Origin of the sequence: Achromobacter aloeverae (assembly GCF_004121055.1) — a bacterium.
In the GTDB taxonomy this organism is placed as follows: Bacteria; Pseudomonadota; Gammaproteobacteria; order Burkholderiales; family Burkholderiaceae_B; genus Bordetella_C; species Bordetella_C aloeverae.
In genome coordinates, this window is the sequence record NZ_PYAL01000002.1 from 301456 (window position 1) to 314565 (window position 13110).

The following is a 13110-nucleotide window of genomic DNA, read 5'->3' on the forward strand; positions in this document are numbered from 1 at the left end:
AGATAAAGGATGGGTCTGGGCTGTAAAGGGCTGGGTATCTTGATGACGGCTGGGAGTGCGTTTCCGTTGGCCGCGGCTTCGTCGGATAGGGCGATGGACGTTTATCCAAATCGTCCTGTAACCCTGGTTGTCGGCGCTCCAGCGGGCGCTGGCATCGACCGTATTGCCCGCCAGGTAGCCACGCATATGTCGAAGGACTTGGACGCGAAAGTCTTCGTTGAAAATCGGCCGGAAGAGAAAGGCAATGCCGGGGTGGAGTACGTGAAGAGGTCCGCGGCCGATGGACATACGGTGTACTTGGCGCTGCGCGCTGACGTACGCCGTAAATCGGCGTCGGCCATGCTTGACGCCTCCAAGGATTTTGTCCCTGTCGCGCTGCTGGCCAGGGTGCCCTATGTGCTGGTATCGGGCAAGCATGTGTGCACAACGTCGTTGCAGGACACCTTCGTGCTTATGTTTCAACGGCGACGCATATATACCTGCGCCTCCGAAGGCGGCGAATCGGTCGTGCACCTGTTGTGCGAGGTCCTGAAGAAGCGAGGCGGCCTGATTTGGAAGCACGTCCCCTACATGCGGGAGGCCGATGCGCTGGCGGACGTCATCGGCGGTGGCGCGGACCTTGCCATCGTTTCGTTACCGGCGACATTGCCATATATCAAATCGGACAGAGTACGTCCCTTGGCCGTGTTCGCGGAAACCCGGGTCGTCGCCATTCCGTCGGTGCCGGGCATCAACGAGCACGGATACGTTGACCCCCATGTGCCAGATTGGTGTGCCGTCATGGCGCCCGTTGGCACGCCATCGAACGTCGTCGATCGCTTGAATCACGCTGTCAATGCCGCGCTTTCCAATGCTGAAGTTGGAAAGCAACTCGCCAGCCTTGGCTATGCGATGCCACCGAAGACAAATACGCCGGAAGCATTAAGGGCATTTCTCGCGGCGGATACGGCACGGTGGGGGCGGGAGCTGGATGAGCATCGGCTCATGGCGCGTCAGTAGCGACTGATGGCCGATGTTGTCTTGCGCGATGGGGATGCCCGCTGCGGAATCAACACGAGGGGGTCGAAGATGGGCTTGAGGAAAACAGGTCTGGGTTTGCTGTTTGTGGCCGGCCACGCTGTACCGCTTGTCGCGATGGCCACGGAGAGGGGGGATAGAAGTGTATCAAGCATGTCGCCGCGGCGACTTTGCAGGATGTCGGTGCGCTAGGACGTCAGCGACCTGGTGGCCCCATTTGTGCATCGGGAGATGTAGGTTCTACTCCCCATCTGATATATGAACTTTTCAAAGCGCGAGCCGGTCTGGAATGGCAGTATGTCCCATTCAAAGGTGATCTGCCGGCACTGATGGAGGTAATTGCGGGGAGAGCCGACTTTGCCATCGTGACGGCGCCAGCGGCATTGCCGCGATTGGCGTCGGATGGCTTACGTGTGTCGACGGTCTTTTCAGATGGTCGGGTGCCAGCCCTTCAATCCGTGCCGAGTGTCGTCGAGCTGGGATATATGGATGCCGGGACGCAAGGCTGGTTCGCCGTCGTCGCGCCGAAGGGAACGCCGTCGCACGCCATTGCCAGATTGAATCTATCGATCAACAAGGCGCTGGCTAACGATTCAGTACGCAAGCGGCTCATGCAACTCGGTTATACGGTTCCACAATCGGCCAATACTTCGGAAGCGCTCGAAGTGTTCCTCGGGGAAGACACGGAAAGATGGACAGAGGTTCTGAAGTCCAGGCAAATCGTGGGCGTTCAGTAGGGTGACCCCAGGTCCGCCGTGGGGCCTGGGGCGTAGGGTTCTCAATTGCGATTGACATCCAGGGTTTTCCCGGGCGCACTCCACCGTCGTCCGATGAAGTCATTCCAGCGCTTCGTTTCCTCCATCATCAACTGCGTCAGCAAACGGGCGTTATTGGGCGGAAAGGGCAGGGAATAGCCAAGGTTGAGCAGTTGCCCGCGCAGCCGCGGTCTCGCCAGCGCGCGATTCAATGCGCGGTTCAAGGCGTCGATCGCCCTGGGGGGTGTTCCCGTTGGGGCGACCAATCCGAGCCAGGCATCATCGTGGACCTTGCCGAATCCCAGTTCACGAAAAGTGGGAATTGCAGGCGCCAGGGGCGCACGCCCCTCGCCGGAAACCGCGATGGCGTGCACGGCGCCTGCCCGTATGTAGGGAAGCGCGGCCGTCAGTCCCAGGAAATAGATGTCCAGATGTCCGCTGATGATGTGGGTGAGCGCCTGGTCGACGTAGTTATAGGGCGCGTGCACCACCTCGCCTTGGGCCTCTTTCTTGAACTCCTCGCATAGAAAATGTCCCGTGGATCCCACGCCGGGAGAGGCGCAGCTGAGCGGAGGTTTTTTTCGGGCTCGTGCCACCATTTCCTCGATGGTGGTGATGGCCGTGTGCCTGCCGGCGATGACCACGAACGGCAATGTGGCCATCAGCCCTACCGCCTGGAGGTCCCGCGTCAGGTCATAGGTCGGGCGCGCTTGCATGGCGCCATAGGTTGCGTTGGGCCGGGTGGCAATGAAAAGCGTGTAGCCGTCCGGCGTGCTGCGCGCCACATAATCCGCCGCGACGTTACTGGTCCCGCCAAGGCGATTTTCCACGAGGATGTCGACGCCCAGTTCCTGCTCCATCTCGGCGGCGACGAGCCTGGTCAGGGTGTCGACCGCTGTTCCCTGGGTGAATCCCACAACGATGGTGATCGGCTTGGCGGGGTACGCGGTCTTGGTGTTGGCGGAGTGTGCGGCAACGGGCAGCATGCTGCCTACGATCAGGGCAGCCCAGGTTTTGCGCATGCGGAATAGCATTCATGTATCCATAAAGATTTGGCGTATCCATGCCATCGATGGCCGAGGCCGGTCGGGCCTCGGACGAGAGGGCGGCTGTTGAGAGGATGGCTTAGTGCCGCGCGGGTGCGATGCGGCGATCCGCGATGAGGTCGGTCCAGTGCGCGGTTTCTTCCGCGATCAACCGCTCCAGGGACGCGGCTGTGTTCGGAGGCGCGGGAAGGATGTAGCCGAGACTGGATAGCTGCTCGCGCAATTGTGGTTCCGTAAGCACGCGGTTCAAGGACGTATTCAGCCGCTGCATCACGTTGGCCGGCGTGCCTGCCGGGGCGACCAGGCCGTACCAGACATCGCCATGCAGCTTGTCGAATCCCTCTTCTTCCAACGTCGGGATTCCTGGTGCCGAGGGTGCGCGTTCACGCCCGGAGACGGCTACGCCATGTACGGCGCCTGCTCGTATGTAGGGAAGCGCGGCCGACAGCGTGACGAACACCGTGTCGATGTGTCCGCCGAGCATGTGCGTAAATGCTTGATCGGAGTACGTATAAGGGACATGCAGCATTTCAACGTTCGCCCGTTGTTGAAACTCTTCGCAAAGAAGATGACCTGTCGACCCCACACCGCCCGAAGCGCATTTCAAGGACAAGGGATGCGCCTTGGCACGCGCTACCATTTCCCCGGGACTCGTGATCATGGTGTCCCGTCCCGCCACGATGACACTAGGCGCCGTCGCCATGAGTCCTACTGGGAGCAGGTCCCGCCTGAGGTCATAGCGTGGATTTTCATGCAAGGCGCCATAGGTGATGTTGGGTCTTGCCGCAACGAAGAGGGTATAGCCGTCGGGCTGGCTGCGCGCCACGTGTTCAGCCCCGATATTGCCCGCGGCTCCAGGGCGGTTTTCCACGAGGACAGTGACGCCGAGTTCCTGCTCCAGCACTCTGGCAACATGCCGGGAAAGGATGTCGACGCCGCCTCCCTGGGAGCCTCCGACCACGATGGTTATGCGTTTGGCGGGATAGGCTTGTTCCGCATTCGAGGAATGTGCACTCATGGGCAATACGCCGCCGGCCATCAGTGCCGCCCAGATTTTTCGCTTGGTGAATTGCATTCACATCTCCGTGGTCATTGCGGTGCTCACATAGGCGCCGCTTGCCCCGTTTAGTTGGAACAGTCCGCGAGGCGTTCCCAACCAAATTCGTCCGATGGCGCTAGCACTCATGCCTGGCTAACGCGCCCAGCGATCGATGTCGGGTAAGGAGTTGGATGCAAATCGGAGACGATGAAGCGGTGGTTCTTGCTTCGGTAAGCTGCCAAGTTGCCTTTTCGGTAGTTCGTGGCTGGTGTCCTGTGCACCGGCGGTCGTAGTCCCTCCGATATTCCCTGTTGTTACAATTTGGGGCCGGATCAGCGCCTCGCACGGAACCTGGAGGCGTTGCGGAGACAGGCTTTTCCTATGTCCCATAGGGTTTCTTAATGGTAAACACCTAGTAAATAAGCAGGGAAGGCGTATAATTTTGCTTTGCGCCCGGAGCTTCCCATGCGTCTCATCAAAACCGCGCTCACCTTCGACGACGTCTTGTTGGTGCCCGCGTACTCGAATGTATTGCCCCGCGATACATCTCTGCAGACCCGCCTCAGCCGTAACATCTCCCTGAACATCCCGCTCGTGTCCGCCGCCATGGATACCGTGACGGAATCGCGCCTGGCCATCGCCATGGCGCAGGAGGGCGGGATCGGCATCATCCACAAGAACCTGACCGCCGACGAGCAGGCCCGTGAAGTCGCCCGCGTGAAGCGCCACGAGTTCGGCATCGTGATCGACCCGGTCACGGTCACGCCGCAGATGAAGGTGCGCGACGCGATCGCCTTGCAGCAGCAGCACGGCATCTCCGGCCTGCCGGTGGTGGAAGGCCGCAAGGTGGTTGGCATCGTCACCAACCGCGACCTGCGTTTCGAAGCCCGCCTGGACGAGCCGCTGCGCAATATCATGACCCCGCAAGAGCGCCTGGTGACCATGCGCGAGGGCGCGACGCTGGAAGAGGCGCAGCAACTGATGCACAAGCACCGCCTGGAGCGCGTGCTGATCGTCAATGACAAGTTCGAGCTGCGTGGCCTGGCTACCGTCAAGGACATCGTCAAGAACACCGCTCACCCGCAAGCCAACAAGGATGCCCAGGGCCAGTTGCGCGTCGGCGCGGCGGTCGGCGTCGGCGGCAACACGGAAGAGCGCGTCGAGAAACTGGTCGCCGCGGGCGTGGACGTGATCGTGGTCGACACCGCGCACGGGCATTCGGCGGGCGTGCTGGAAGGCGTGCGCTGGGTGAAGCAGAACTATCCCAAGGTCGACGTCATCGGCGGCAACATCGCCACGGCGGCGGCGGCGCGGGCGCTGGTCGAGCATGGCGCGGACGGCGTCAAGGTCGGTATCGGCCCGGGCTCCATCTGCACGACGCGTGTCGTGGCAGGCGTGGGCGTGCCCCAGATCACGGCGATTTCCGATGTGGCGCAGGCGCTGGAAGGCACTGGCGTTCCGCTGATCGCCGACGGCGGTATCCGTTATTCGGGCGATGTGGCCAAGGCCCTGGCGGCCGGCGCCTATGCCTGCATGATGGGCGGCATGTTCGCCGGCACGGACGAGGCGCCGGGTGAAGTGGTGCTGTTCCAGGGCCGGTCGTACAAGTCCTATCGCGGCATGGGCAGCCTGGGCGCGATGACCGACGGCTCGGCCGACCGCTACTTCCAGGATCCCGCCAACAACGCCGACAAGCTGGTGCCGGAAGGCATCGAAGGCCGCGTGCCCTACAAGGGCAGCGTGCTGCAGATCATTTACCAGCTGGCCGGCGGCGTGCGTGCCTCCATGGGCTACTGCGGTTGCGCGTCCATCGACGACATGCGGACCAAGACCGAGTTCGTGCAGATCACGGCGGCCGGTTTCCGCGAGTCGCATGTGCACGACGTGCAGATCACCAAGGAAGCGCCGAACTACCGCGCCGACTGATCTTCGGCGTAAGGCCTCGCGGCCAGCGCGCACCGGTGGAAGCCTGCTTCCCGCCGGTGCGCTTTTGCTTAATAGTGCCGTTGTCGCGGCACTCGTCGTATTCCGTTTTCAGCCATTGGCCGTCGTGTTGAGCGGCGGCATCTTTCCAGCCAGAGCCCACTATGCACCAGCGCATCCTCATTCTCGATTACGGTTCACAGGTCACCCAGCTGATCGCGCGCCGCGTCCGCGAAGCCGGCGTGTACTGCGAGATCCACCCGGGTGACGTAACCGACGAGTTCGTGCGCGGCCAGGTCGCGCAGGGCCTGAAAGGCATCGTCCTGTCCGGCAGCCACGCGTCCGCCTACGATGAAGCGTCCATGCGGGTGCCGGGTTCGGTATTCGAGCTGGGCGTGCCGGTGCTGGGCATTTGCTACGGCATGCAAAGCATGGCGCAGCAATTGGGCGGCAAGGTCGAATGGTCCGATCATCGCGAGTTCGGGTATGCGGAAGTGCGCGCGCACGGGCATACCCGCCTGCTGGAAGGCATCGAGGATTTCACCACGCCGGAAGGCCATGGCATGCTCAAGGTCTGGATGAGCCATGGCGACAAGGTCACGGCGCTGCCGCCGGGTTTCAAGCTGATGGCGTCGACGCCGTCCTGCCCGATCGCAGGCATGGCCGATGAATCGCGCGGTTTCTACGCGGTGCAATTCCACCCCGAAGTCACGCATACCGTCCAGGGCAAGGCCTTGCTGTCGCGCTTCGTCAACGAGATCTGCGGCTGCACCGGCGACTGGAACATGCCCGACTACGTCTCGGAAGCCGTTGCCCGCATACGCGAACAGGTCGGCGATGACGAGGTGATCCTGGGCCTGTCCGGCGGCGTCGATTCGTCCGTTGCCGCGGCGCTGATCCACAAGGCCATTGGCGACAGGCTGACCTGCGTTTTTGTCGATCATGGCTTGCTGCGCCTGGACGAGGGCAAGCAGGTCATGCAGACGTTTGCCGAGAACATGGGCGTCAAGATCATTCATATCGACGCCACTGAACAATTCATGGGCAAGCTGGCAGGTGTCAGCGATCCCGAGGCAAAGCGCAAGATCATTGGCCGCGAGTTCGTCGAGGTCTTCCAGACCGAGGCGGGCAAGCTGAAGGCGGCGAAGTGGCTGGCGCAGGGTACGATTTATCCCGACGTGATCGAATCGGCGGGCGCCAAGACGGGCAAGGCGGTGGCGATCAAGTCGCACCATAATGTCGGCGGCCTGCCGGAGACCTTGAACCTGAAATTGCTGGAGCCCTTGCGCGAGTTGTTCAAGGACGAGGTCCGCGAACTGGGTGTGGCCTTGGGGCTACCGCCCGGGATGGTGTATCGCCATCCGTTCCCGGGGCCGGGACTGGGCGTTCGCATCCTGGGTGAAGTGAAGACCGAGTACGCGGACCTTTTGCGCCGCGCCGACGCGATTTTCATCGACGAGCTGCGCAGCACGCTGGACCCGATCAGCGGCAAGTCCTGGTACGACCTGACGTCGCAGGCTTTCGCGGTATTCCTGCCGGTGAAGTCGGTGGGGGTGATGGGGGATGGGCGCACGTACGATTACGTCGTTGCCCTGCGCGCCGTGCAGACGTCTGACTTCATGACCGCCGATTGGGCGCCCTTGCCGTATCCCTTGCTGGCGAAGGTCAGCGGGCGGATTATCAATGAGGTGCGGGGGATTAACCGGGTGGTGTATGACGTGAGCAGCAAGCCGCCGGCGACGATTGAGTGGGAGTGAAATCGGGTCCTTCGGCCGAGCATTAGCAGGTCTCCTGGCCCCTGACGGTAAAAGCCGTCACGAACAGCGTCTTCAGTGTGTCCTTGTGAAGGGAGGGTGGCATGAATAAGTCTCCCTGGACGAGCCATCGATGCGAGTTACACGGTTTATTTTTCCAGGAAAAAGTTCACTTTGAGTGATCTTTTTTTGCCATAAGCCAAACCATTGGACCTTGGCAGAGGTTTATAAAAGCTGTATTTTGACCACTATGAGTGATCAAAATACGAGAAAATTGAACCTATTGCTGGCCGAACTCGGTGATACGCGCCTGATATCGAGTCGCTGGTTGCGGGAGCGCGGCTACTCCAACAGCCTCGTCGCGCGCTACGTGAGCAGCGGCTGGTTAGTGTCGCCCGTGCGCGGCGTCTACATGCGCAAGGGCGGACACCTGCGGTGGGAGGGCGTGGTTCGCAGCCTGCAAGTTGGGGAGGGGATGCCGCTGCATGTCGGCGGCCGCTTCGCACTCAGCCTGCAGGGGCACGAGCATTACCTGCGCCTGGGTGATGCCGGGACGGTCACCCTCTATGGGCCGCGGCGGCCACCGGGCTGGGTGAGCAAGCTGCCGTTGCAGGAGCGCTTCGCATTCCAGGGCAAGGGGCCGTTCGATCTACCCGCCGTGCCGCTGACGACCGAGGTGTCCGAGTCCGTTCTGGCCGAGCAAGGATTGGCTTGGCATCGCGTTGGCTCGGATATCGATGCACTGGTGTTTTCGACGTCCGAGCGGGCCATGTTGGAGTTATGCGATGGTGTGTCGGATACGTCGCTGGTCTATGAGGCTGATGCGTTGATGCAGGCGATGACGACGCTGCGGCCGCAGCGTGTCGGCCTGCTGCTGCGCCACTGCCGCAGCATTAAGGCCAAGCGGCTGTTTCTGGCCCTGGCTGATCGCCATCGCCATGCATGGCTGTCGCATGTACCGTTGGATGGCGTTGATCTAGGCCGGGGCAAACGTGCGCTGGTGCCAGGCGGGCACCTGCATCCAACCTATCAGATCACCTTGCCGGGAGACCTCGATGAGCACTTGGCTTGATCATTGGGACCCGCGCTACACCGACCGGGTGCGGTGGCTGGTCGAGATTCTACCCGTGCTGGAAGAAACGCTGGCTAGGATCGCCGGTACACGATGAGACGACGAGGTGACGCCGGATCTGGTCGGACTGACCGACGTGGCCGACATCGTGGGCATATCGCGGCAAAACATGCGCAAACTGATGCTGGCCCCATCCGGGAAGCTTCCCGGCGCAGGTGCATGAGAGCATCGTGTCGATCTGGCACTTGCAGACTTCCAGGTCGTCGCCAAACGCCATGAACGCGGCAGCATCATCTTGACTAGCCCCCTTCCATTCCCCAGCGGGTCAGCGCCTTCGCCGACGACCGGACACTGACGGCAGCCATGCTGGACCGCCAGGGGGCTGCTGCTCGCCGCAGCGACTTCAGAACCGGCTTCATTCCTAGTTGCAGTAGCGGTCCACATGGTCTCGAAGTGCGGCTATCTGGTCTCTGGCAAAGACGCCAGCCAGGTAGCCATCGGGCCTGACCAGCGCGGAGGCCCCCTCTTCAAGGCCGTAGAACCGGGCGAACTGGCCCAGCCGATCTTCGATCTCCATGCCGGATCCGATACGGTGAATGTGCAATCCAGCATGTGGTGCGAGACTCGAGGTACCGTTGACCAGCAAGGTCCAATGCGTGCCCTTGAACAGGTTGAATAGACGCGTTGGAATGCCGCCGGCACCCTGCACAGCGGCATCAGGGGCGCGAGCGCCTGGCGCTAGCGTGCTGGAGCGCCCTCCGAACGACAGTGGCGAAGTGGGATAGCCAATATCCAACTGTTGGACTTCACGGCTCCGCCTGTTGTCTCCGGTCTTGAAGCCCGCAAGCAGGCGTGTAGACAGGTCGAGCACATCCGCGGCCAAAGGTCTACGTTCGGCTTCGTAGGTCTCCAGGAGCGCCTCGGGTGCGCCGGCCAGCACGGCGGCCAGCTTCCAGCCCAGGTTGTAGGCGTCCTGCACGCTGGTGTTGAGGCCTTGCCCTCCGGTGGGAGGGTGGACATGCGCCGCGTCGCCAACCAGGAACACCGGGCCATCCCGATAACGATCAGCAAGCCTGGCGTTCATATTGTAGGTGGAGGACCAGGCAACCGACCGCACCACTACGTCCGTGCGCTTTGTGTGCAGAGCCACGCGTTCGGTCAGCCCGGCCGCCGAGAGGTCAATGTCGCCATCCAGAGGAACCGGCGCCTGGATCTGGAACAGGCCGGTGCCCGCGAGCGGGCAGATGGCCATGGGGCCTGCGTCCCCTCCGTCAAACTGGTGCCATACATCGCGCGACAGCCCCTCCAACACGACATCGGCCACGATGGCGCGCACGCCCAAGGTCTTGCCCGGAAAGCCTATCCCCAAAGTGCTGCGCACAAAGCTCCGCCCGCCATCGGCTCCCACCAGATAGCGGGCGCGGAGGGTTTCTTCGCCCTCCGGGGAAGTAAGCACGGCCTCGATCCCATTGGCGATGACCGCCATTCGGGTCAGTTCGACACCAAACTCTGGCGCATGCCCTAATTCGATCAGGCGTTCGCGCATCACCGCTTCGGTCTTGAATTGCGGGACCATCAACGGCAGGCGGTAAGGCTCGGCAGGCGTAGGGTCATTAACGCTTGTCACTTCCTGATCCACATGGCGGCCATCGACGGTGTACTTGCGAACAGTGGGGTAGATGCCACCCGCCGCCATGGCCCGGTCCAGGATGCCGAGGTCTTCAAAAATCTCCTGGGTACGCGGCTGGATGCCCTTGCCGCGCGAGCCCTGGAAGGGGGAGGGAAGTTTTTCGACCAGGACAAAGCGCACTCCGCGCCGCGCCAGGTCTATGGCCAAGGTCAGGCCGGCGGCACCGGCGCCGCAGATCAGGACATCAACAGGCTCGCGCATGATTCAATCTCCAAATAATGTGTAATATGCACGTATCAGGAGATAGCTTATGGCCGAAAAAAAGAAAGTGCAAGATACACATATCTCGGCTCAGTTGAAGGATCTCCATCGATCCTTGATTTCGATCGTGAGCGTGATGAACCGTCCCCGGAACGACGAGCGGCTGATTGCAGAAGCCGGCGTCCATCTGGACCAAGCGCTTTTTCGCCTTCTGGTGGTGATCGAGCGAGTGGGACCGATTGGGGTGGTCGAGCTGGCAGATCGCCTTGGCAGGGACTACACGACCATCAGCCGCCAAGTCTCCAAGCTGGAGCGGATGGGACTGGTGATCCGGCATGAGAACGCGGAAGACCGCCGGATGCGCGAAGCGGTGGTCTCTGCCCAGGGCAAGGCCATGACCGACCAGATCGATCAGGCTCGTGAGCGCTTGGCAAGAGGAATCCTCAGGGATTGGACTCCGGAAGACATCGCGAACCTGGTGCGCCTGATGCGACGGTTCGCCGAGGACTTGGAGCAAGGCACAAGGACTGGCTAGAGAGCTTTTGAACAGTTCGCGCCGGATTCAGTCGAACCGGCCCTCACGATTGAAGCGCATGATCCGGCGATGCAAGTACCTGGCCGTTCACGATGAGCCGCCACCGTCCTCAAACGTACTAAGGCAGAGATCCACGAAGCCGCGCACTTTGGGATCCATGTAGCGGCTCGATGCGAATACGGCGTGGACAGGCGCCGGAACCTCCGCCCAGCCGGGAAGCACGCAAGACAGCGTGCCAGCAGCCACATAGGGTTCCGCCATGAAGCGCGGCAAGTGCGTGATCCCGAGTCCTGCAAGTGCGAGGTTCTTCGCCGCGATCGTGCTGTTGACGGCACAGCGCGGGGACACAGTGACTTTCTCTGTGTTCTCACCGTTTACCAGGGCCCAATTGGAACGCCCCCGCGTCGTCTTCATGATCAGATCGTGGCGCTTCAGGTCGCCGACGGCGGAAAGCGCCGGGCCCCGCTTCAGATAGCCAGGGGCAGCATACAGCCCGTAAGACACCTCGCCGAGTTTTCGCGCCGAGAGCCCCGAATCTTCGAGCGCGCCAACACGGATGGCGACGTCAAAGCCTTCATGGATGATATCGACCAGGCGATTCGTGTATTCCGCTTCCACCGTTACTTTCGGGGCCATTCGCAGGAACGCCGCGATCCATTCGTCCACGACCATCGTTCCGAACTCGGATCCAGCCGTGAGCTTGAGCAGTCCTTTGGGCTCCTTGGACTGCTGCGCCACCGCCGCCTCCGCGGCTTCGGCGGCGGTCAGGATGCACATGGCGCGCTCGAAATAATCGCGCCCGACCTCGGTGACGCTGAGGCGACGTGTCGAGCGGGTGAGGAGCTGTGCGCCGAGCTTCTTCTCCATGCGACTGACGATGCGGCTGATGCGCGCCTTGTCGGTGCCCAGCCGATCCGCAGCCGTCGTGAAGGAGCCATCGGTCACGACCGCCACGAAGACGCGCATCTCCGGTAGATCGATTGATGTGTTCATGGACAACAGTATGTGACTTCACCCTGTATTTATCAATCACGAAGGTAAGTCCATAGTGCGATTCATGCAACACGTCGCGCCCAATAAATACGGCGGTGGCACGGACTTGCTGCGGTTGTGAGCGTCACGGCGATCGAGACGCACACCGCCCTGTCGTTCGAACGACTTGCTTGCATCGCGGCGCGCTTAGGCGTGCGTCCCATGAAACCTGTCGGCGGGTTCCCGCCGTTCTCTCATAGAAGGAATGCGAAGATGACACAGACTATCGGAATTATTGGCACTGGCCTCGTAGGCAAGGCCGTCGCGCGCCTGGCTGTCGCCGCGGGGTACAACGTCGTGATCAGCAATTCGCGTGGCCCCGACACGCTCTCGGAACTGGTCAAGGGCCTTGGCCCCCGGGCCCATGCCGGAACCGTCGAAGACGCGATCGCCGCCGGGGATATCGTCACCCTTTCGATTCCGATCGCTGCCTTCGAGCAGTTGCCGGGCGACAAGTTCGCCGGCAAGGTCGTCCTCGACCAGACGAACTACTATCCCGGTCTCGGCGACTTCCGTCGCGATGATCTGGATCAGGGCGAGCTCACCTCAAGCGAACTCGTCGCGCGTCATCTCAAGGGCGCCAAGGTCGTCAAGGGCCTTCACAACCTCAGCTGGATCCACATGCAGGCGAATGCCACACCCACGGACGATGCAAACCGCACCACGCTTCCGGTTGCCGGCGACGACGCGGGCGCCAAGCAGGCCGTGACCCTCTTCCTCGACGACATCGGCTACGACGTTGTCGACGCCGGCTCGCTCGCCGACAGCTGGCGCATCGAGCCCAGCACGGGCATCTACTTCTGGCGCTACGCCCCCGAGGTGCCGCTCGACGCCACCGACGAGGAAACCCGCCGCAAGTATCAGCAGCCGGGTAAGCCGCTGTCGCGCGACGAGGCGCGCAAGCTCGTCGACGAGGCGGTGCGCCCGTCGCCGATCGGCGGGACTTTCGAAGGCATGCCGCGGATTCACGTTCATCTTTTCTTCGAGCAGGCCAGCGCCGATACGGTCAAGAAGTAAAGCTTCCGCGTCGGGCGTCTCATTGTGGG

The 13110-nt window shown here is 62.0% G+C and carries 11 protein-coding genes and 2 pseudogenes; 9 read left to right on the forward strand and 4 right to left on the reverse strand.

All coding sequences use genetic code 11. The features are described 5' to 3' along the window. Positions 1–93 precede the first annotated feature (93 nt). Together C7R54_RS08240 and C7R54_RS08245 are read left to right on the forward strand one after the other, a co-directional pair. Positions 94–999: a tripartite tricarboxylate transporter substrate binding protein gene (locus C7R54_RS08240; protein WP_158021176.1), complete on the forward strand. Its 906-nt coding sequence runs from the start codon at positions 94–96 to the stop codon at positions 997–999. 188 nt (positions 1000–1187) lie between these two features. Further along, on the forward strand, positions 1188–1754 hold the full coding sequence (locus C7R54_RS08245) for a tripartite tricarboxylate transporter substrate-binding protein (RefSeq protein ID WP_158021177.1): 567 nt from the start codon (positions 1188–1190) through the stop codon (positions 1752–1754). 41 nt (positions 1755–1795) lie between these two features. On the opposite strand, the gene C7R54_RS08250 is transcribed toward C7R54_RS08245, so the two are convergent. Together C7R54_RS08250 and C7R54_RS08255 are read right to left on the reverse strand one after the other, a co-directional pair. Next, positions 1796–2806 carry a tripartite tricarboxylate transporter substrate-binding protein gene (locus tag C7R54_RS08250; protein ID WP_129149723.1) on the reverse strand — a complete coding sequence of 337 codons (1011 nt, stop codon included), beginning with the start codon at positions 2804–2806 and terminating at the stop codon, positions 1796–1798. 91 nt (positions 2807–2897) lie between these two features. Further along, positions 2898–3893: a Bug family tripartite tricarboxylate transporter substrate binding protein gene (locus tag C7R54_RS08255; protein ID WP_129149724.1), complete on the reverse strand. Its 996-nt coding sequence runs from the start codon at positions 3891–3893 to the stop codon at positions 2898–2900. 429 nt (positions 3894–4322) lie between these two features. Here C7R54_RS08255 and guaB point away from each other — a divergent pair, with 429 nt between their 5' ends. The 5 genes and pseudogenes from guaB to C7R54_RS08280 form a co-directional block, all read left to right on the forward strand. Next, positions 4323–5783: an IMP dehydrogenase gene (guaB, locus tag C7R54_RS08260; RefSeq protein WP_129149725.1), complete on the forward strand. Its 1461-nt coding sequence runs from the start codon at positions 4323–4325 to the stop codon at positions 5781–5783. 161 nt (positions 5784–5944) lie between these two features. Then, positions 5945–7537, forward strand: coding sequence for a glutamine-hydrolyzing GMP synthase (gene guaA / locus C7R54_RS08265; protein WP_129149726.1), 1593 nt, complete (start codon positions 5945–5947; stop codon positions 7535–7537). 247 nt (positions 7538–7784) lie between these two features. Beyond that, complete coding sequence (locus C7R54_RS08270; RefSeq protein WP_129149727.1) at positions 7785–8606, forward strand: type IV toxin-antitoxin system AbiEi family antitoxin domain-containing protein; 822 nt, start codon at positions 7785–7787, stop codon at positions 8604–8606. Positions 8607–8709: 103 nt separating this feature from the next. Next, positions 8710–8854, forward strand: a pseudogene (locus C7R54_RS08275) (DNA-binding protein); the annotation flags it as partial. A gap of 5 nt (positions 8855–8859) precedes the next feature. Beyond that, positions 8860–8981 (forward strand): annotated as a pseudogene (locus C7R54_RS08280) (ATP-binding protein); the annotation flags it as partial. 46 nt (positions 8982–9027) lie between these two features. Here C7R54_RS08280 and C7R54_RS08285 read toward each other — a convergent pair. Then, entirely contained in the window at positions 9028–10497 is a 1470-nt protein-coding gene (locus C7R54_RS08285) for an FAD-dependent oxidoreductase (RefSeq protein ID WP_129149728.1), read from the reverse strand. 49 nt (positions 10498–10546) lie between these two features. On the opposite strand from C7R54_RS08285, the gene C7R54_RS08290 reads away from it, so the two are divergent. Then, complete coding sequence (locus tag C7R54_RS08290) at positions 10547–11032, forward strand: MarR family winged helix-turn-helix transcriptional regulator (protein ID WP_129149729.1); 486 nt, start codon at positions 10547–10549, stop codon at positions 11030–11032. An 87-nt stretch (positions 11033–11119) separates the two neighbouring features. Here C7R54_RS08290 and C7R54_RS08295 read toward each other — a convergent pair whose 3' ends face one another. Continuing rightward, a complete protein-coding gene (locus C7R54_RS08295) occupies positions 11120–12025 on the reverse strand; it encodes a LysR family transcriptional regulator (protein ID WP_240039434.1) in 906 nt (301 codons plus the stop codon). A gap of 252 nt (positions 12026–12277) precedes the next feature. On the opposite strand from C7R54_RS08295, the gene C7R54_RS08300 reads away from it, so the two are divergent. Further along, a complete protein-coding gene (locus C7R54_RS08300) occupies positions 12278–13081 on the forward strand; it encodes an NADPH-dependent F420 reductase (RefSeq protein ID WP_129149730.1) in 804 nt (267 codons plus the stop codon). Positions 13082–13110: the final 29 nt, after the last annotated feature.